Here is an 18,609-nt window from a genome sequence, read left to right on the forward strand (position 1 = left end):
GATGAGCCTGTCACCAATGTTCCAGGCCACGCTCGGCTCCCAGGATGTCGCGCAGTCGGCGGTGAACATCCCGGAGATCGACTGGCAGGCGATCTCGCCGGTCGTGGTGGTGTTCGTCGCCGCCTGCCTCAGCGTGCTGGTCGAGGCGTTCCTTCCGAGGGAGCGCCGGTGGTCGGTGCAGGTCACGCTGTCGCTGCTCACCGTCGTGGTCGCGGGTCTCGCGCTCGGCCTCTACGTGAACTCGGACGCCGTCGTCGGCACCGGGGGCATCACGGTCGCGGGGCAGGCCGTTCCGTTGTTCTCCGCCGACTACCCGGCGTTGTTCCTGTGGGGCACCCTGCTGGCGCTGTCCTTCGGGGCGCTGTTGCTGATCGCCGACCGTTCGGTGGACGGCGGGGCCTTCGCCAGCCCCGTCCCGCCGGCCCCGGGGGGTGACCCCGTCCAGTACCAGGCGCCCGGTCGGCAGACCGAGGTGTTCCCGCTCGCGCTGTTCGCGCTCGGCGGCATGATGGTCTTCCTCGCGGCGAACGACCTGCTCACCATGTTCGTCGCCCTGGAGGTGCTCAGCCTCCCGCTCTACCTGATGTGCGGTCTGGCCCGGCGCCGGCGGCTCATCTCCCAGGAGTCGGCGGTCAAGTACTTCCTGCTGGGCGCGTTCTCCTCGGCGTTCTTCCTCTACGGTCTCGCGCTGCTCTACGGCTACGCGGGTTCCGTCCGCCTGGTCGACATCGCGGCAGCCACCGCCGGCACCGACCGCCCGGAGACCCTGCTCTACGCCGGCTTCGGCCTGCTGGTGGTCGGCCTGCTCTTCAAGGCCTCCATCGGCCCGTTCCACGCCTGGACGCCGGACGTGTACCAGGGCGCGCCGACCCCGGTGACCGCCTTCATGGCCGCGTGCACGAAGGTCGCCGCCTTCGGCGCCATCCTGCGGGTGCTGACCCTGGCGTTCGAGGCGAGCAGCTGGGAGTGGCGTGGCGTGCTGTGGGCGGTGGCCATCGTCTCGATGCTCATCGGCGCGGTGCTGGGCCTCACCCAGACCGACATGAAGCGGATGATCGCCTACTCCTCGATCGCGCACGCCGGGTTCCTGCTCGTGGGAGCCATCGCGATGACCGAGGACGGCCTGTCCGGCACGATGTTCTACCTGCTGGCCTACGGCTTCACCACGCTGGCGGCGTTCGGGATCATCACGCTGGTCCGGGACGGCAACGGCGAGGCCACGCACCTGTCCCAGTGGGCCGGGCTCGCGAAGCGGTCTCCGCTGGTCGCCGTGACCTTCGCGTTCCTGCTGCTGGCCCTGGCCGGGATTCCCATGACGAGTGGCTTCATGGGCAAGCTGGCGGTCTTCTCCGCCGCGATCGCCGACGGGATGGCCCCGTTGGTGGTCGTCGCCCTGCTGGCGAGCGCCATCGCGGCCTTCTTCTACCTGCGCGTCATCGTCCTGATGTACTTCAGCGAGCCGGCCCAGGACGGTCCGACGGTCAGTGTGCCCGGTGCCTTCACCACGGCGGCCATTACCCTCGGGGTCGTGGTCACGCTCCTGCTGGGCGTGCTCCCGGCGTTCGCCCTGGACTGGGCAAGTGTGGGCGGGTTCGTGTCGTAGGCGCGCGGGCCCCTGGTGAGAAGGCGGCGTTGACGTGTCGAGTAGTGCGCGGACCGGTTCGGGCGGCGAGAGATTCTCCTCCCTGAACATCGAGGACCCAGGGCTTTCCTCGGCCCTGGGTTCCGGGCTGCGGGAAGTGGAAGCGCTCCTCCGGGAGTTGTTGCGCAGCGAGGTCGCCCTGATCTCGGAGACCTCGCACCACCTCTTCGAGGCGGGGGGCAAGCGGTTCCGGCCGCTGTTCACCCTGCTGGCGGCCCAGTTCGGTCGGGGCATCAACGAGGACGTGGTCAAGGCCGCCGCGGCCGTGGAACTCGTGCACCTCGCGAGCCTGTACCACGACGACGTGATGGACGAGGCCAGCATGCGGCGCGGGGCGCCGAGCGCCAACGCCCGCTGGGACAACTCGATCGCGATCCTCACCGGGGACTTCCTGTTCGCCAGGGCCTCCTACCTGGTCGCCGACCTCGGGGTCGAGGCGGCGAGGATCATCGCCTCGACTTTCGGGGAGCTGGTCACCGGGCAGATGCGGGAGAGCACGGGGCCCGCCGCCGGGGCGGACCGGGTCTCGCACTACCTCACGGTCATCGCCGAGAAGACGGGGTCGCTGATCGCGACTTCGGGGCAGTACGGGGGGATGCTCTCCGGTGCCGCCGAGGCCGAGGTCCGGGCGCTGCGCCGGTTGGGCGAGCTCGTCGGCAGCATGTTCCAGATCTCCGATGACGTGATCGACATCGACTCTCCGGCGACCGAGTCGGGGAAGACGCCCGGAACGGACCTGCGGGAGGGCGTGCTCACCCTGCCGATGCTCTACGCCCTGGGCGACGAGAACGGCCAGGGTCGGTTGACGGAGCTGTTGCGGGGCCCGCTGACCGACGACCGCCAGGTGGCCGAGGCGTTGGAGCTGCTCCGCGCCTCGGACGGCCTGCGCAAGGCCCGGGAAACCCTCGCCGACTACGCGCGCCAGGCCCGTGCCCAGCTGGACACGCTGCCGAAGGGGGCGGCGAACGACGCGCTGGGCGACCTCATCGACTACATGCAGGCGCGAACGACCTGACCCGGCAGGGCGGCACGTGACATGGCCGGGCCCCGGACGGCGTTGGAGCCGCCTCCTCCGTCCCCGGGGCGGGAGTTCCGGACGGGCCGTCGACGTCCCGTTCCTCGGGGCTGGCGCCCGCTGCTGGTAGTTGGTCCGGAGCCGCGCGCCGACTCGGGCCGCGCGGCCGGGTAGGGCGAGGATTCGCCGCCGGGGTAGGGACGTCCCCGCGCCGCCCGTGCGAGCGGGGACGAGCGCGCCAGGGTGGGAGCCACGCGGGGGCGTGCCCCGATCGACGTCCCTGCCGGGGCCGCCGCGGGTGCCCGCTCGGCGTTGCCCGTTGGCGGGCCGGCGTCCGCCACTCGGGAACGGCGTGCGACCTCCGGTGGTCTGGGCGGGCCGTCGACACCGCGACGTCTCCCGCGCGGTGGGACGGAGGGTCGGCTCAGCTCGATCTGGGGCGCACGCGCCCGACGCACCAGACCGGGGAGCGGCCGTCGAGCACGAGGTCCCGGGCCCTGACCACCGTTCCCAGGACGTCGTCGGCCGACGTGGTCGCCCCGCGGTGCCGGCACACCGGACGCCGCCGGGCGGGGCCCGCGAGCGACGGACCAGCGGGCATCCGCCGGCGGGTCCGAGGATTCCCCTGCAGCGCCCGGCCTCCCGACACGTCGTCGTGGCCGCCGGCTCGGATCCCCGCGCCCGTCGAGGTGACCGTTCCCACACACGGGACCGGGTCGGGAGGGTCGGGCGCAGTCCGGGGCCGACCGCTCACACCGGTGGGAGCGCAGCCGTTGCCGCCCGGTTCCTCCTCCTGGTCCGACGCGAGGACAGCAGGCTGTCCACCGTGAACACCAGGAGCGCCAGCCACACGATGCCGAAGCCCGACCAGCGCGCCGCGGACATCGGTTCGCCGTCGACGACGAGACCGTAGACGAGCATCAGGGTCGGCGCCAGGTACTGGAGCATCCCCAGCAGGGTGAGCGGGATGCGGCGGGCCGCCCCGTTGAACAGCAACAGCGGCACGGCGGTGGCCGGGCCCGCGAGCACCAGCAGCAGGGCGTGGCCCACCCCCTCGCCGACGAACGTCGCCACGCCGGCGAGTTGGGCCCACACCAGGAATCCGAGCGCCAGCGGCGCCATCAGCGCGCTCTCCGTCATCACGCTCGTCGCGGCCCCGAGCGTGACGGTCTTCTTCAGCAGCCCGTAGAGGCCGAAGGTGATCGCCAGGCTGACGGCCAGCACCGGGGGCTGGCCGTAGTCGACGGTCAGCACGAGGACCGCGCAGAACCCGATGGCCAACGCCACCCACTGGCCGGGCCGCAGGCGTTCCCGGAGCACGGCCATCCCCAACAGCACGCTCACCAACGGGTTGATGAAGTAGCCGAGGGAGACGTCGACCGTCTGCCCGGACTGGACACCGATGACGTACAGCCCCCAGTTCACGGTGATGAGGGCGCTCGCTCCCAGGACCATCGCCCACTGTCGCGGGGGGAGCGTCCGCAGCGGCCGCCACCACCCGAAGACGAGGCCGGCCCCGCCGAGCATCACGAAGGTCCACAGGAGGCGGTGGGCGAGCACCTCGAGGGAGCCCGCGGCGGCGAGGAGTGCCCAGAAGGCGGGGAGGACCCCCCAGACCAGGTATGCGGCGACCCCGAAGAGCGTGCCGCTGCGGACCGTTCCGTCGCCACCGCCGCGACCGCCGCTGTCCTCGGCCCGCGTTCCACCCTCCACGATGCTCGCTGACACCGCGCCAACATACGCCTGGAGGAAGGGGCAGCGCTCGTTCCGGTGGGAGACACGACGACGTGAGTGCGCCTGAGGTGGAGTTTCCGGTGAATTGCCTACTCACTGGTGCACAACTCACACCTTCGAGTGAGATCAACTGCGCGTTGGGTAGCGTATGCGGGGCCTTGCGGGTTCGGGTCCCGCCAACGTGGCCGTCGCTGTCCGACCGCCGGGTGTCCGGTTCGAGGGGCCGTCGGACGCGCGGAGCCGCCGTCGACGTGGGCCGAACACGTGGAGCCGTGTTGGCGCGGTGCGGTGCCGGCGCGGTTGGGGGCGCCAGCGTTGCCGTGCGCTAGGAGGAACTTCCTGTGACGTCGATTTTCGGGCAGGTCTGGCTGTGGAGCCTGCTCGCCTTCCTGCTGGGAGCACTGGCCACCTGGCTGTTGCTCGTGCGTCCCGTGCAGCGGAGGCTCAACCGGATCACGAGCGGCGGGGGCGCCACCGAGGACGGGCAGTCCTCGGCCGACCCACCGTCGGAGGTGGAGATCAGCTCGGACGACGTCTTCGCGGGACTGCGGGAGGGTCCGTCCCAGGCGGCGTCGCCGGACGAACCGTTCGAGGACCCCTGGGAGAACGAACGTCAGCCCGCACCCGCCGGTGACGCGGCGGACCAGCGGTCCCCGGGTTCGGGGACCCTGGTGTCCCCACCCGTGTCGACCGAGCCGGAGCCCCCGGCCTCCGGTGCGGGTCCCACCGAGCGCGGGGCGGACGAGGGAGCGTCGGCGTGGTCCCCCGCCTCGGCGCGAGGTGGGTCCCCGCCCGCCGCCGCCGCCGAGCAGACCGCCGTCATCCCGCCCGTTCCCGCCGACGACCGCCCCGTGGGCGCTCCGGAGCGGACCGGTCGTGCCGCCCAGGACGACGCCGAGCGGACCGGCAAGTTCCTCCCCGTCACCGGAGGAGGGGACCGACCGGTCGAGGCGAGCGGGCGCACCGGTCGGCTGGACGCTCGACCCCGCCCGACCCGCAGGGGCCCGGTGGACGATCCCGCGGACATCGAACTGTCGGACCCGACCCCCGGGGGCGCGGCGGAACCGGGGTTCCCGACGACGGAGCCGGCCCCGGCTCCGGGAGGCGGTTCGGCCGCCACGGCTCCGGCCGACGGGGATGACCTGGACGCCGCCTGGCCCGCGCACGACTACGAGCCGACCGGTACTCCGGACCGACCGGCGGTCGACCCCGCCGAGGGGCGCACCGACTTCTTCCGCCGACCTGACTTCTCCGAGGACGGCACGGGGGGTCGGAAGCCGGCGGCGGCGGTCAGCCAGAACGACGAGGTCGAGGAGATGGCCTGGCCGGCCGAGGACGACGACGCGCCCGCCTTCCCGGAGGAGGAGACGCCGGAGCCGGCAGCCGGGGCGGTGCCGCCGGCCCCCGCGCCGAGCCAGCCCACCGACGGCGACCAGGGCGAGACCAGCGTCATCCCGGCGATCCGGCAGGACGTCGCACCCGACACACCACGACGGAACCCGACGTCGCGCGAGGAGCGCGGCGGGAGCACGCCCAAGCCACCCCGCCCGGCGACCACCGGGCCGAACCGAACGGACGACGTGGAAACCCAGCACAGCACCGCGCCCGCAGCCGACCCGGCCCCGAGGGAGGCGACGCGCGACGGGGAACGGGCGCGCAGTCTCTTCGAGCCGGTGCTCGACCCTGAGGAGTTCGCCGACTCGGGGCTGCCCCGCCGCGCCGGCGACGGCAACCCCAACCCCTCGGCCGGTGGCGACTTCATCTGGTTCGACGAGAAGAACCAGGCCTGAGGCCTGGTGGGAGCCAGCGGCTCGGCGGGGCCGGGTACCGACCACCGAGCCGGGCTCCCCGCCGCCCGCGACGCCCAACGGGAGGCGGCTCGACCTGCCCCCGGGCGGCCGACCCCGCACCGGGAGGAACGGGCGCGCCGGCACCCGACGTCCCCGGGCCGCGGTCTCTCCGGCACCCGGCCGGGTGGTTCAGCCGAGCACCTGCCAGGTGTCGTTCCCACGCAGCAGCGCGGCCAGGTCGCCCGGCTTCGACTCCTGGGCCAGCCGCACCTGCTCCCTGGCCAGGTCGTCGTAGGTCGGACGGCTCACGGACCGGAAGATCCCGGTCGGGGTGTGCTCCAGGTCCTGCCCGCCGAGCCGGGACAACGCGAACGCGTAACCCGGGTCGGTGCGGCTGGCGTCGTGCACGACCACGGCGTCCTCACCCACCTCGGAGACCTTGCGGACGCGCAGTTCGAAGCCGTCCTGGACGACACCGAACTCGCCATCCGGCCCGAACCGGATCGGCTCGCCGTCCCGCAGCGGGACGATGCGCCGCTCCCGCTCACCCGGATCCTTGAGCACGTCGAACGCGCCATCGTTGAAGATCGGGCAGTTCTGGTAGATCTCGACGAGGGCGCTGCCCCGGTGCTCCGCCGCCGCCCGCAGGACCTCGGTCAGTTGCTTGCGGTCGGAGTCCATCGCCCGGGCGACGAAGGTCGCCTCCGCGCCCAACGCCAACGAGACCGGGTTGAACGGGTGGTCCAGCGAGCCGGCCGGGGTGGACTTGGTGACCTTCCCCTGCTCCGAGGTCGGCGAGTACTGGCCCTTGGTGAGCCCGTAGATCCTGTTGTTGAACAACAGGATCTTCAGGTTGACGTTCCGGCGGAGCGTGTGGATCAGGTGGTTCCCGCCGATCGACAGCGCGTCACCGTCACCGGTGACCACCCACACCGACAGGTCGGGACGCGAGGTGGCCAACCCGGTGGCGATCGCGGGGGCGCGGCCGTGGATCGAGTGCACCCCGTAGGTGTTCAGGTAGTACGGGAAGCGGGAGGAGCAGCCGATGCCGGAGACGAAGACGGTGTTCTCCCGCTTCAGCCGCAGCTCGGGCAGGAAGGACCGCACCGCGGCGAGCACGGCGTAGTCCCCGCAACCCGGGCACCAGCGGACCTCCTGGTCCGAGGTGTAGCTCTTCGCGGTCTGCTTCTCGTCCGTGGTGGGGACTCCGGCGGTGCCACCGATCGAGGGCAGGCCGAGATCAACCGTGGTCACGCGTCCTCCTGACGTGATCCTGCGCGCCCGGTCCGGTGGACCGGGCGGCCCGAGGCGGGCTGGTCCGGTGTGTGGTGCGGTGCGCGGGACCCGTTCACGCGTGGGCCCCCTGGAGCACCTGGTCGAAGACCAACTGGAGCTCCTCGGCCTTGAACGGGAGACCCGCCACCTTGGTGTGGCTGACCACGTCGACGAGGTACCTGGCGCGCAGCAACGTCGCCAGCTGCCCGAGGTTCATCTCCGGCACGATCACCCGCCGGTAGCGCCCCAGCACGTCACCGAGGTTGGATGGCATCGGGTTGAGGTGGCGCAGGTGCGCCTGCGCGATCGGGGTCCCCGTCGCCCGGACCCGCCGACAGGCCGCTCCGATGGGCCCGTAGGTGGAGCCCCAGCCCAGGACCAGCACGTCAGCCACCCCGGAGGGGTCGTCGACCTCGATGTCCGGCACGGTGATGCCGTCGATCTTGGCCTGGCGGAGGCGCACCATCCGGTCGTGGTTGTCGGGGTCGTAGGAGATGTCCCCGCGCCCGTCGGACTTCTCCAGACCGCCGATGCGGTGTTCGAGGCCCGGCGTCCCCGGAACGGCCCACGGTCGCGCCAGCGTCTCCGGGTCCCGCAGGTAGGGCCAGAACTCGCCGGACCCGTCCGGGGCGTTGGGTTCGGTCGCGAACGGCACGCGGAGGTCGGGGAGCGCCGTGAGGTCCGGCAGCAACCACGGCTCGGAGCCGTTGGCGATGTACCCGTCGGAGAGCAGCAGCACCGGCGTGCGGTAGGTGAGCGCGATCCGGGTGGCCTCCAGCGCGACGTCGAAGCAGTCGGCGGGCGAGGACGGGGCCAGCACCGGCACGGGAGCCTCGCCGTTGCGCCCGTACATCGCCTGGAGCAGGTCGGCCTGCTCGGTCTTGGTCGGCAGTCCCGTGGACGGGCCGCCACGCTGGATGTCGCAGATCAGCAGCGGGAGCTCCGTCATCACGGCCAGCCCGATCGTCTCGGACTTGAGGGCGATGCCGGGCCCGGAGGTCGTGGTCACACCGAGGGCACCCCCGTAGGAGGCCCCCAACGCCGCCCCGATCCCGGCGATCTCGTCCTCGGCCTGGAACGTCGTCACCCCGAAGTTCTTGTGCTTGCTCAGCTCGTGCAGCACGTCGGAGGCGGGGGTGATCGGGTAGGTGCCGAGGAAGACGTCCAGCCCGGACCGTTGGCCGGCGGCCACGATCCCGTAGGCCAACGCCAGGTTCCCCGTGATCTGGCGGTAGGTGCCGGGCGGTAGCTTCGCCGGCGCGACCTCGTAGGTCACCCCGAAGGCCTCGGTGGTCTCGCCGTAGTTCCAGCCGGTGCGGAACGCGAGGATGTTGGCTTCGGCGATCTCGGGGCGCCGCCGGAACTTCTCCCGGAGGAACCGTTCGGTGCCCTCCGTGGGGCGGTTGTACATCCAGGACAACAGGCCGAGCGCGAACATGTTCTTCGCCCGCTCGGCATCCTTCTTCGACAGCCCAGTCTCCTCCAGGGCGCCCCTGGTCAGGGACGCCATGGCGACCTCGTGCACCTGGAACCCGCCGAGCGAGCCGTCCTCCAACGGGTTCGACGAGTAACCGACCTTGGTCAGGTTCCGCTTGGTGAACTCGTCGGTGTTGAGGATCAGGATGCCGCCCTGCGGCAGGTCCCGGATGTTGGCCTTCAACGCGGCCGGGTTCATCGCGACCAGGACGTCGGGGCGGTCTCCCGGGGTGAGGATGTCGTAGTCCGCGAAGTGCAGCTGGAAGCTGGACACCCCCGGGAGCGTGCCGGCGGGGGCGCGGATCTCGGCGGGGAAGTTGGGCAGGGTGGCGAGGTCGTTGCCGAAGGCGGCGGCCTCGGAGGTGAAACGGTCGCCGGTGAGCTGCATCCCGTCGCCGGAGTCACCAGCGAACCGGATCACCACCCGGTCGAGTTTGTGAGCCTCTTTCGAGCGGGCCGGTAGGCCCTGGACGCCGTCCGGGAGCGCGGCTGCGCCGTTCCCGGCGGGACCGTCGCCGCCGTGGCCGGTCACGGTCATGTCTTCGCAGTCCTTAGCGTTGTTGGGGTGGCGGCCGTCGCCGCTCTCGACGCGTTTCCTCCAGTCGAGAGTAGCCGCTGATCGGTTGGCCACCGGAGGCCGAGCAACGGTTCGTTCACCATCCGGACACCGGTGTCCGGAACGCCACGGCCCGCCGCCGTGGCCAGCCGGACCCCCGGCTTCGTCCATTGGCACGATAAGGACAACCTTACTAGCCAGCCGGGTTAGTGAATCCGGTCACTTGCTCGACTGACGTCGTGACCCTCGGCGTTCACCGGACCCCGGGGAGTGGTCGCGCGGTCGTCGCGTCGTGGAGGGGGCCGGCGGGCACGCCGGCGCCCCCTCAGGAGGACGGTGCGGTTCGCCCGTCTGGTTGCGGGGGGCGCTCCAGGAGGGTCGACAGCACCACGGTCGAGACGGTGCGGTCGACGATGTCCACCGCCCGCAGGCGTTCCAGCGCCGTCTCGAGGTGGTGGATGCTCGCGGCCCGCAGGTGCACGATGGCGTCGGCCGCTCCCGACACGGTGTAGGCGGCCACGATCTCCGGGAGCGGTTCGAGGCTGCTCCTGATCCGTCCCGGCGTCACGTTGCCGTTGCAGTGCACCTCGACGAAGGCCTCCGTGCCCCAGCCGAGGGCCTCCGGGTCGACCACGGCGGTGAAGCCCCGCAGGATGCCCAGGTCGAGCAGTTTGTCCACCCGCCGCTTCACCGCGGGCGCCGAGAGCCCCACCACCGCGCCGATGTCCGCGTAACTCGATCGGGCATCGGCGACCATGCGTGAAACGATTCGTTGGTCAATCTCATCCATGCGAAACATTCTGCCGGTAAAAACGCAACGCAGCGGCGTTGTTCGTAGTATCTGGCGGGATTTACATTTCGTTCATGTCGTCCATCACCTCGGGTGCTCCCGTTTCCGCCGCCGCTCCGGTCGCCAGTGGCGCCACGCCCAGCCAGGTGCTGTCCCAACCGGCCGAACGGCGGAGCACGACGACCGATCGCCAGGAGGCCCCCCGCCGGTACCTGATGTGCCCTCCCGCGCATTTCGAGGTGAGCTACGCCATCAACCCGTGGATGGACCCCGCCGCCCCGGTCAGCCGGGAGCGGGCCCTCGACCAGTGGCACGCGCTGCGCCGCGTCTACGAGGGACTCGGGCACCGGGTCGAGGTGATCGACCCCGTCGAGGGGCTGCCGGACATGGTGTTCGCCGCGAACTCCGGGACGGTGGTCGGCGGCCGGGTGCTGGGCGCGCGGTTCCGGTCGGCCGAGCGGGCCGACGAGGCGGCGCACTACCGGCGCTGGTTCGAGGCCAACGGCTACGCCGACGTGACGATGCCGGTGCACGTCAACGAGGCGGAAGGGGACCTCACCTGGACCGGACGCCTGCTGCTGGCCGGAACGGGATTCCGCACCGAACTCGCCGCGCACGCGGAGGCACAGGAGGCCCTGGGCGTCCCGGTGGTGTCCCTGCGCCTGGTCGACCCCCGGCTGTACCACCTGGACACCGCGCTCTTCGTGCTCGACGACCAGGGGCCCGACCCCCTGATCGCCTACTACCCGCCGGCCTTCTCCCCCGGATCACGCCAGGTCCTCGAACGCCTCTTCCCGGACGCGGTGATCGCGGACGACACCGACGCCCGGTGCCTCGGGCTCAACGGGGTGTCCGACGGCCGCCACGTCGTGCTGCCCCTCGAGGCCACCAACCTGGCCGCACGGGTCGCGCTGCGCGGGTTCGACCCCGTCCTCGTCGACGTCAGCGAACTCCGCAAGGCTGGCGGGGGGCCCAAGTGCTGCACGATGGAGCTGCGGGACTGAGGCGGACCGGCGTCGGACCGGAGTCGACGTCGCGCCCCGGGAGGCGCGCCTGGCCGACACGGGCCGGCCGGCCCGCGCGCCGGCCGGCCCCACCCGTCAGAGCATGCCCGCCTCGGCCAGCTTGTCGGCCAGGCAGGTGTCGTACACGGGGTCGTACAGCTTGCCGCCGGTGACCGCGCCGACCACGACGGTGGTCGCGCAGACGTGGTTCTCCACCTCGGTCCCCAGCCGGTCGAGCGCCGGGTCCAGCCGGTTCCCCGCCTCGGCGGCGAAGGCGGCCGGGGCGCCGGCGGCGAGCAGACCGGCAACCGCGGCGGAGACCGTTCCAAACTGCTTCAACACTGTGATGACCTCTTCGTCCGGGACATGGCCACGCCGCCATCCGGCGGGAAGCCCTGGATGATCAAGAGGTCAAACGTAGTGGCGGCCGCTCGCCCCTCGGCCTGTCCTGACCGCATCGAGTGGATCTCTTCGCCCGTCCAGGTGAGGGGCGGGCAGCGAGTTCCCTCGGCTCGCCGAACCCCGGACTTCGTGCTCCGCTCCCCGGCGGCCGGCCGTGAGAGGCTGACCGTCATGGTCACCGCCCGCCGCATCGCCCCGATCCTCCCCGTCCGCGACCTGCTCGCCGCGATGGAGCACTACCGGACGCTCGGCTTCGAGGTGGCGGCCCACGACGACGCCAGCTACGCCTTCGCCCAGCGGGACGAGGTCGAGATCCACCTCACCCCCGTGGTGGGGCACGACCCGGCGACCAGCGCCGGCGCCGCCTACCTCTACGTCGACGACGCCGCCGCGCTCGCCGCCGCCTGGGAGGCGAGCTCCTCCCTCGGCACCACCCGGCCGCCGGTCGCCACCGACCACGGGCTCCTGGAGGGCGCGCACGTCGACCCCGACGGCAACCTGATCCGGTTCGGCTCCCCGCTGCCCCCACCGGGCTGACCACCCCCCACCCCTCCGGCCGGTCACCTCCGCCGAGCGAGTCCGGCGGCTCACCGCCGGGTCCCCGGCCGCCCACCCCGCCTACGCTGTCGCCTCGTGACCACCACCCCACTCCGACTCGGCCCACCCGCACCTCGGCGGACATCGCTGTCGTGGGAGGGGCGGTTCCGGGTCACCGTGCTCGACCTGGGGCTCGCCTGCTGCGGTGTCGAGGTGATGGCGGCACTCCACGAGGAGGGCGCCCCCACCGAACCAGACGCCACCGAACCCCCGGACCTCCCCATCGGGTGGGTGCTGGTGGTGTCCGGGACGGTCACCGACGTGATGCTCCCCGCCGTGCTGGCCACCTACGCCGAACTACCGGAGCCCCGCTACGTCCTCTCGGTCGGAGCCTGCAGCAACACCGGCGGCCCCTACTGGGACTCCTACAGCGTCACCAAGGGCATCGACCAGTTGCTCCCGGTCCACGTCGCGGTCCCCGGCTGCCCGCCCCGCCCCGACGCCGTGCTGGGCGGACTGCGCGCCCTCCACCGGATGCTCACCGAGGGCGCGACACCCGGCACGGCCAGCGCGCCGGGCACATCCGAGGGGGACACCGCATGAGGGCCGGATCCGCGGAGCTCGCCGAGGAGCTGTCGCGACACCTGACGGACGCCGAGATCTCCTCGGAGTTCGGCCAGCACGCGGTGTCCGTGCCGCTCACCAGCTGGCCCGGCGCGGCCCTCGCCGCCCGCGACCTCCTCGGATGCGCCCTCTTCGACTGGCTCGGCGCGGAGGACGACGGTGCCCCCACCGAGGAACCAGGGCGGGCACACCGCGTCACCCTGCACGTCGTGGACCCCGCGCGCCGCCTCGGGCTGCTGCTCCGCACCCAGGTGGTGTCCGGCGGAACCCTGCCCAGCCTGCACCAGGTGTGGGACGGCGCCGCCTGGCACGAACGGGAGCTCGCGGAGATGTTCGGGCTCGACGTGACCGGGCTGGCGACACCACCGCTGTTGCTGGCCCCCTCCTTCGTTGGCCACCCCCTGCGGAAGGACTTCGTGCTGGCCTCCCGGGCCACCCGCCCCTGGCCCGGAGCTCCGGAGCCGGGGGAGTCCACCGCCGACGCCGCGACGGGCGGCCGGCGGCGCGGCACGCCGCCGGGCGTGCCGGACCCGTCGTGGGGACCCAGGAGGGAAGGACCGTGAGCGGCGTGCGGCCGACGACCGACAGCGGAACCGGTCCGGGGGACACCACCGGCACCCACGGCGGGCGCTCGGGGGTCCCGGCGCGATCCCGGGGCGCCATCGCCCTCGTGGAGGCGAACTGCACCGTCTGCATGCTGTGCGCCCGCGAGTGCCCGGACTGGTGCATCCACATCGAGTCCCACACGGAGACGCTCCCGCAGCCGGGACGGGCGCGGGACCGCAGGCAACCGGTGCTCGACCGGTTCGCCATCGACTACGGACAGTGCCTGTACTGCGGGATCTGCGTCGAGGTCTGCCCCTTCGACGCCCTCCACTGGGCCGAGACCCACGACTACCCGGGGACCGGGGGCGCTGGCGGACTGGGAGCGACGTCGGAGCTGGTGGCGGAGCGGGACGACCTGACGGCCTCGGTCGCCGCCGTCCCTCCTCCCCCGCCGCTGGACGACGGAGCGGAACCACCTCCCGAGCGAACGGGACCTCGGTCACAGAAAGTGAGTGGGGGAACGTCCGGTCGGCCCAGCACGTTGTTCGGACGGACGTAACCGCACCGGCAGTCGAGTGATCCGGCGGAGGCGATACGACGTGCACAAGCATTGGAACGGGCTGAAGACCGCGCTGCTCCTCGGCGGCCTCAGCGCGCTCATCATCGTCGTCGCGGGTGTGATCGGAGCGCGGACCGGCCTGCTGATCGGTCTGGTGTTGGCGCTGGCCGTGAACGGCTACGCCTACTTCAACTCCGACAAGCTCGCCCTGCGCGCCATGCGCGCCAGGCCCGTCTCCGAGGCGGAACAACCGGCGATGTACCGGATCGTCCGGGAGCTGGCCACCAGCGCCCGGCAGCCGATGCCGCGGCTCTACGTGAGCCCCACCGAGGCACCCAACGCCTTCGCCACCGGCCGCAACCCGCGCAACGCCGCGGTCTGCTGCACCACCGGCATCCTGCGCCTGCTGGACGAACGGGAACTGCGCGGCGTGCTGGGCCACGAGCTCTCCCACGTCTACAACCGGGACATCCTCATCTCCTCGGTCGCCGGCGCGCTCGCCAGCGTGGTGACCTTCCTGGCGAACTTCGCCATGTTCTTCGGCGCCTTCGGCGGCAACGGCAACCGCTCGAACCCCTTCGCGTTGCTGCTCATCGCGCTGCTCGGCCCGATCGCCGCCGCCGTCGTCCAGATGGCGGTGAGCCGGTCGCGCGAGTACCAGGCGGACGCCTCCGGCGCGGAGCTGACCGGTGACCCGCTCGCCCTCGCCTCCGCGCTGCGGAAGCTGGAACGGGGTACCCGGGAGGCGCCACTCGCTCCGGAACCCCGGCTCGTGTCCGAGTCGCACCTGATGATCGCCAACCCGTTCCGCCCGGGGGAGGGGATGGCCAGGATGTTCTCCACCCACCCCCCCATCGACGACCGGGTTCGCCGACTCGAGCAACTCGCCGGCCGGCAACTGCCCTGGTGAGGCGGGCTGGCTCCGAGGCCGGCGCGCCTCGGGCCGCCAGCTCGGGGGAGGGGAGCCCTCAGCCGTCGAGGATGCCCCGCGCGACGTCCATCACGTAGCGGCCGTACCCGGACTTGGCGAGCGTGACCCCCAGCGCGTGGCACGCCTCGGCGTCGATGTACCCCATGCGCAGCGCGATCTCCTCGAGGCAGGCGATCCGGACGCCCTGTCGGGCCTCCAGCACCTGGACGAACTGCCCCGCCGCCAACATCGCGTCGTGCGTCCCGGTGTCCAGCCAGGCGAAGCCGCGCCCCAGGTCCACCAGCTGGGCGCGGCCCTCCCGCAGGTAGGCGAGGTTCACGTCGGTGATCTCCAGCTCGCCCCTCGGTGACGGCGTGAGCTGCTTGGCGATCTCGATCACGTCGTTGTCGTAGAAGTACAACCCGGTGATCGCCTTGTTCGACTTCGGCGTGAGCGGTTTCTCCTCGATCGAGAGCAACCGGCCGTGCGCGTCGACCTCGCCGACGCCGTACCGTTCCGGGTCCTGCACCGGGTAACCGAACAACACGCACCCGTCCACCGAGGCGGAGTGCCTGCTCAGCAGTCGGGGCAGCCCGTGCCCGTAGAAGATGTTGTCGCCCAGCACCAGGGCGACGTCGTCCTCACCGATGAAGTCGGCCCCGATCAGGAACGCCTCGGCGAGCCCGTTGGGCTCCGGCTGCACCGCGTACTCGAAGCGCAGGCCCAGCTGCTGGCCGTCGCCCAGCAGCCGGCGGAACAGCGGGAGGTCCTGGGGAGTCGAGATGATCAGGATCTCCCTGACTCCGGCGAGCATCAACACCGAGATCGGGTAGTAGATCATCGGCTTGTCGTAGACCGGCAACAACTGCTTGGACACCGCCTGGGTGATCGGGTGCAGTCGGGTACCGCTGCCGCCGGCAAGCACAATCCCCTTCACGGTGCCAGGACGTTACCCGCTCGCGCCGCGTCGCGGCACCGCCCGATTGCCGAAGTCACCGCACAGCCGTCCTCCGGCGAGACCGGGTTCCCCGCGCCACCCACGGGAGGACGAGCGGCGCGTGGCGCCTGCCCGGGCCGCCTCGGACGCTCATCGGCGGCAGGAGACCAGGCGCGCACCCGACGAGGGCGGGCGACGAGCACCGCCACCGCACCCTGGTCGCCTGGACCGCCTGACCAGGACGACCGGGGGCGGCGCTGGCCTACCGGTAGTTGGTGAACTGGAGCGCGATGTCGAAGTCGGCTTCCTTGAGCAGGGTGATGGTCTTCTGGAGGTCGTCCTTCTTCTTGGCCGACACCCGGAGCTGCTCACCCTGGATCTGCGCCTGCACGCCCTTCGGGCCCTCGTCCCGGATCTTCTTGGCGATCTGCTTGGCCTTGTCGCTGGCGATGCCCTGGATGATCTTGCCAGTGACCTTGTGGACCTGCCCGGACAGGGCGGGGTCACCCACCTCGAACGCCTTCATCGAGATGCCCCGTTTGATGAGCTTCTCCTTGAAGACCTCGATCGCGGCCCGGCAGCGCTCCTCGGTCTCGGACTCGATCGTCACCGCCTCCTCGCCGGCCCAGGAGATCCTGGTCCCGGTCCCCCGGAAGTCGAAACGGCTCGACAGCTCCTTGGCCGCCTGGTTGAGCGCGTTGTCCACCTCCTGGCGGTCGACCTTGCTCACGACGTCGAATGACGCGTCCGCCACCTGGCCCCACCTCCGCGGTCGTGTGCCGACACGGCAGGGCGCCGCATCGCCTGTGGTGGCGCAAACCTACTAGGCGCGGTCGCTCCACCGTGTCGCACCCGCCCCTCCCGCCAGGGCCGATACCACCCGCGCGACGCCTCCTCCCCGCGCGGGAGGAATGGTGCGCGGCGGGCTTCCGCGAGCCGTGGCCGAGCGGGCGACACGCCGACCACAACCCCCGTGCGGGTACCACCGGTGGTGTGTGTATGCTCTGTGGCGTCGGATCGGGTGACGGTTCGGCAAGGCGGGTTGCCCGAGCGGCCAAAGGGAGCGGACTGTAAATCCGTCGCGCAAGCTACGAAGGTTCGAATCCTTCACCCGCCACACCAGCCAGAACGCCCCGGTGAGCTGCGAGAACAGCTGACCGGGGCGTTCGTGCGTCGTCCGCCGTGTCCGGCTCGCAGCGGCCGCTTGTGCCCAGTGCGTGCCCAAATCAGGGCGGCTGTGCCGAATACGTGCCGAAGTCCTCGGCCGCTGGGCGCCCCGGGCCGCCGCGATCCAGGCGGGCTCCACGCCGCCGTGCTGGGTCGGCAGGGCGCGACCTGGCTCCCTGGGGGTCACCATGTCCGGGCGGTCGCCGCAACGGCTGCTGGTGGTCGCGGCGCACTCGCGGGACGTGCGGGGAGCTCGGCGCCTGGTCGTGGGCCTCGCGGGCCTGGTCGACGGTGGCGGGGCGCGCCGCGACGAGACCAGTGCCCTCGGGGTGTTCCCGGGCGTGCCCGTGCTCGCACCTGCCCTCAGGGGACCATGATGACGCGACCGAGCCGCCCCCGTTCCTCGGCGCGGGCGTGGGCGGCGGCGGCCTCGCTGAGCGGGTAGACCCGGTCCACCGGAGCGGACAGCGCACCGGTGGCGACGTCACGGAGCATCGTGTCGAGCAGGGCGCGGGTCGCCGGTTCCGCCATGACACCCCCGAGGAAGCAGCCGATCAGCGTCAGCCGCCTGGCGAGGATCTGGAGGGTGTCGATGGCCGCCGATCCGCCGGACCTGCCGCCGACGAGCACGACACGACCACCGTCCTCGACGGCTCCGAGCCCGGCCAGCAGGGCGTCGCCGCCGACGGTGTCGATGAGGACGTGCGCGCCGTGGTCGAGCACGGCCCTCACCTGGTCGGCGATGGCGTGGGGACGCGGGACGACCGCGTCGGTGAGGCCGTGGGGGCGCAGCGCGTCGAGTGCGGCCGGGTCGCTGCCCGTGCCGAGCACCCTGGCTCCGGCCCGGTGGGCGAGTTGGACGAGGCCGACGCCGACGCCGCCCGTGGCGCCCTGCACCAGGACGGCCTCGCCGGGCTGGATCGCGGCCTGGGACACGGCCAACGCGGCGGTGCCGAGTCCGATGAACGCGGCGGCGGCCGTCGTGCTCGACACTCCGTCCGGCACGGCCCAGGTCGTCGCGGCGGGCGCGGCGCGGAGTGACGCGTGGGAGCCCTCGAAGCCGAAGGTCACGACCCGTTGGCCCACCGAGAAGCTCGTGACCGCCGTCCCCAGGGCCACGATCTCGCCGGCGGCCGCGTACCCCACGACCCGCGGCGGAGAACCCGGGTCGACGGCACGCCGTGCCTGGAGGTCGCCGCCCTCGATGCTGATCGCCTCGACGCGCACGAGGACCTCGTCCTCTGCGGGTTCGGGGTCGGGGACGGTCTCGACGCGCAGCACCTCGGGTCCGCCGGGAGCCCGGTAGATCGCAGCCCTCATCGTCCCGCCCCCCGCTCCGTCCGGTCGATCGACCGGCCACATCCTAGGCGTGGCGGGGGACGCGGTGGCGACCACCGGCCACGTGGACCGGTCGACCGGGCGGCCCGGGTCGCGTGCCAGGTGGGAACGGGCGCCCGCGCGAGGAGAATCCGCGAATGGAATTCGACGACGAGGCGATCGATGCGGGTCCTGGCGGCAACGGCGTGGAACCCGGGCGCGTGGCCGGCGATTAACGGCTCCGATATTACCCCTTGTGAGCTGGGGTATCGATGATCGTGACCCGGTGTCGACCTCGCGGGGACCCGCTTCAACGGCCTGCGCCCGG

Annotated in this window: 18 protein-coding genes and 1 tRNA gene; 11 read left to right on the plus strand and 8 right to left on the minus strand. The window is 72.1% G+C overall.

Annotated features, from left to right (window positions below):
* Positions 1–16: 16 nt before the first annotated feature.
* On the plus strand, positions 17–1,603 hold the full coding sequence (nuoN, locus tag C1701_RS13035) for an NADH-quinone oxidoreductase subunit NuoN (protein WP_051314138.1): 1,587 nt from the start codon (positions 17–19) through the stop codon (positions 1,601–1,603).
* Between the two features lie 34 nt (positions 1,604–1,637).
* Positions 1,638–2,657, plus strand: a complete 1,020-nt coding sequence (locus C1701_RS13040) for a polyprenyl synthetase family protein (protein WP_030104495.1) — start codon at positions 1,638–1,640, stop codon at positions 2,655–2,657.
* A gap of 750 nt (positions 2,658–3,407) precedes the next feature.
* Here the strand turns inward: C1701_RS13040 and rarD are convergent.
* Positions 3,408–4,385 carry an EamA family transporter RarD gene (gene rarD / locus C1701_RS13050; protein WP_026419556.1) on the minus strand — a complete coding sequence of 326 codons (978 nt, stop codon included), beginning with the start codon at positions 4,383–4,385 and terminating at the stop codon, positions 3,408–3,410.
* Between the two features lie 347 nt (positions 4,386–4,732).
* Here rarD and C1701_RS13055 point away from each other — a divergent pair, with 347 nt between their 5' ends.
* Positions 4,733–6,181 (plus strand): hypothetical protein, encoded by a 1,449-nt coding sequence (locus C1701_RS13055; RefSeq protein ID WP_026419555.1) that lies wholly within the window; start codon positions 4,733–4,735, stop codon positions 6,179–6,181.
* A gap of 189 nt (positions 6,182–6,370) precedes the next feature.
* On the opposite strand, the gene C1701_RS13060 is transcribed toward C1701_RS13055, so the two are convergent.
* The 3 genes from C1701_RS13060 to C1701_RS13070 all read right to left on the minus strand — a co-directional run bounded on the left by C1701_RS13060 (position 6,371) and on the right by C1701_RS13070 (position 10,278).
* The gene (locus C1701_RS13060; RefSeq protein WP_026419554.1) at positions 6,371–7,435 is read right to left on the minus strand and encodes a 2-oxoacid:ferredoxin oxidoreductase subunit beta; all 1,065 of its coding nucleotides are present in this window, start codon (positions 7,433–7,435) and stop codon (positions 6,371–6,373) included.
* Positions 7,436–7,529: 94 nt separating this feature from the next.
* The gene (locus tag C1701_RS13065) at positions 7,530–9,470 is read right to left on the minus strand and encodes a 2-oxoacid:acceptor oxidoreductase subunit alpha (protein WP_030104492.1); all 1,941 of its coding nucleotides are present in this window, start codon (positions 9,468–9,470) and stop codon (positions 7,530–7,532) included.
* Positions 9,471–9,813: 343 nt separating this feature from the next.
* Positions 9,814–10,278, minus strand: coding sequence for an Lrp/AsnC family transcriptional regulator (locus tag C1701_RS13070; protein WP_026419552.1), 465 nt, complete (start codon positions 10,276–10,278; stop codon positions 9,814–9,816).
* Between the two features lie 215 nt (positions 10,279–10,493).
* Between C1701_RS13070 and ddaH the strand changes: the two genes are divergently transcribed.
* The gene (gene ddaH / locus C1701_RS13075) at positions 10,494–11,282 is read left to right on the plus strand and encodes a dimethylargininase (protein ID WP_030104490.1); all 789 of its coding nucleotides are present in this window, start codon (positions 10,494–10,496) and stop codon (positions 11,280–11,282) included.
* 96 nt (positions 11,283–11,378) lie between these two features.
* Here ddaH and C1701_RS13080 read toward each other — a convergent pair whose 3' ends face one another.
* Positions 11,379–11,624, minus strand: a complete 246-nt coding sequence (locus C1701_RS13080; protein WP_026419550.1) for a hypothetical protein — start codon at positions 11,622–11,624, stop codon at positions 11,379–11,381.
* 57 nt (positions 11,625–11,681) lie between these two features.
* On the opposite strand from C1701_RS13080, the gene C1701_RS13085 reads away from it, so the two are divergent.
* The 5 genes from C1701_RS13085 to htpX all read left to right on the plus strand — a co-directional run bounded on the left by C1701_RS13085 (position 11,682) and on the right by htpX (position 14,860).
* Positions 11,682–12,221 (plus strand): VOC family protein, encoded by a 540-nt coding sequence (locus C1701_RS13085; protein ID WP_211256542.1) that lies wholly within the window; start codon positions 11,682–11,684, stop codon positions 12,219–12,221.
* 96 nt (positions 12,222–12,317) lie between these two features.
* Positions 12,318–12,824 carry an NADH-quinone oxidoreductase subunit B gene (locus C1701_RS13090; protein ID WP_026419548.1) on the plus strand — a complete coding sequence of 169 codons (507 nt, stop codon included), beginning with the start codon at positions 12,318–12,320 and terminating at the stop codon, positions 12,822–12,824.
* Complete coding sequence (locus C1701_RS13095; RefSeq protein WP_026419547.1) at positions 12,821–13,408, plus strand: NADH-quinone oxidoreductase subunit C; 588 nt, start codon at positions 12,821–12,823, stop codon at positions 13,406–13,408. The genes C1701_RS13090 and C1701_RS13095 overlap by 4 nt, the downstream gene beginning before the upstream one ends.
* Positions 13,405–13,950, plus strand: coding sequence for a 4Fe-4S binding protein (locus C1701_RS13100; protein WP_245588861.1), 546 nt, complete (start codon positions 13,405–13,407; stop codon positions 13,948–13,950). Before C1701_RS13095 ends, C1701_RS13100 begins: the two co-directional genes overlap by 4 nt.
* 40 nt (positions 13,951–13,990) lie before the next feature.
* Positions 13,991–14,860 (plus strand): zinc metalloprotease HtpX, encoded by an 870-nt coding sequence (gene htpX / locus C1701_RS13105; protein ID WP_026419545.1) that lies wholly within the window; start codon positions 13,991–13,993, stop codon positions 14,858–14,860.
* 58 nt (positions 14,861–14,918) lie between these two features.
* Here the strand turns inward: htpX and rfbA are convergent, their stop codons facing one another.
* Positions 14,919–15,797 carry a glucose-1-phosphate thymidylyltransferase RfbA gene (gene rfbA, locus C1701_RS13110; protein ID WP_026419544.1) on the minus strand — a complete coding sequence of 293 codons (879 nt, stop codon included), beginning with the start codon at positions 15,795–15,797 and terminating at the stop codon, positions 14,919–14,921.
* Positions 15,798–16,059: 262 nt separating this feature from the next.
* Complete coding sequence (locus C1701_RS13115) at positions 16,060–16,551, minus strand: YajQ family cyclic di-GMP-binding protein (protein ID WP_026419543.1); 492 nt, start codon at positions 16,549–16,551, stop codon at positions 16,060–16,062.
* A 282-nt stretch (positions 16,552–16,833) separates the two neighbouring features.
* Here C1701_RS13115 and C1701_RS13120 point away from each other — a divergent pair.
* A tRNA-Tyr gene (locus C1701_RS13120) sits at positions 16,834–16,914 on the plus strand.
* A gap of 238 nt (positions 16,915–17,152) precedes the next feature.
* Positions 17,153–17,341, plus strand: a complete 189-nt coding sequence (locus C1701_RS27365) for a hypothetical protein (protein WP_026419542.1) — start codon at positions 17,153–17,155, stop codon at positions 17,339–17,341.
* Here C1701_RS27365 and C1701_RS13130 read toward each other — a convergent pair.
* Positions 17,328–18,284: a quinone oxidoreductase family protein gene (locus C1701_RS13130; RefSeq protein WP_030104488.1), complete on the minus strand. Its 957-nt coding sequence runs from the start codon at positions 18,282–18,284 to the stop codon at positions 17,328–17,330. The genes C1701_RS27365 and C1701_RS13130 overlap by 14 nt on opposite strands.
* Between the last annotated feature and the right edge of the window lie 325 nt (positions 18,285–18,609).

The sequence above is a fragment of the Actinoalloteichus sp. AHMU CJ021 genome (assembly GCF_002895405.1).
GTDB lineage: Bacteria > Actinomycetota > Actinomycetes > Mycobacteriales > Pseudonocardiaceae > Actinoalloteichus_B > Actinoalloteichus_B caeruleus.

Bases quoted from the DNA above. Each gene is read 5' to 3' on its own strand.
- C1701_RS27365 (WP_026419542.1), top strand. From the start codon at position 17,153: ATGTCCGGGCGGTCGCCGCAACGGCTGCTGGTGGTCGCGGCGCACTCG.
- ddaH (WP_030104490.1), top strand. From the start codon at position 10,494: ATGTGCCCTCCCGCGCATTTCGAGGTGAGCTACGCCATCAACCCGTGG.
- nuoN (WP_051314138.1), top strand. From the start codon at position 17: ATGTTCCAGGCCACGCTCGGCTCCCAGGATGTCGCGCAGTCGGCGGTG.
- C1701_RS13070 (WP_026419552.1), bottom strand. From the start codon at position 10,278: ATGGATGAGATTGACCAACGAATCGTTTCACGCATGGTCGCCGATGCC.
- C1701_RS13130 (WP_030104488.1), bottom strand. From the start codon at position 18,284: ATGAGGGCTGCGATCTACCGGGCTCCCGGCGGACCCGAGGTGCTGCGC.
- C1701_RS13065 (WP_030104492.1), bottom strand. From the start codon at position 9,470: ATGACCGTGACCGGCCACGGCGGCGACGGTCCCGCCGGGAACGGCGCA.
- C1701_RS13095 (WP_026419547.1), top strand. From the start codon at position 12,821: ATGAGGGCCGGATCCGCGGAGCTCGCCGAGGAGCTGTCGCGACACCTG.
- C1701_RS13085 (WP_211256542.1), top strand. From the start codon at position 11,682: ATGATCAAGAGGTCAAACGTAGTGGCGGCCGCTCGCCCCTCGGCCTGT.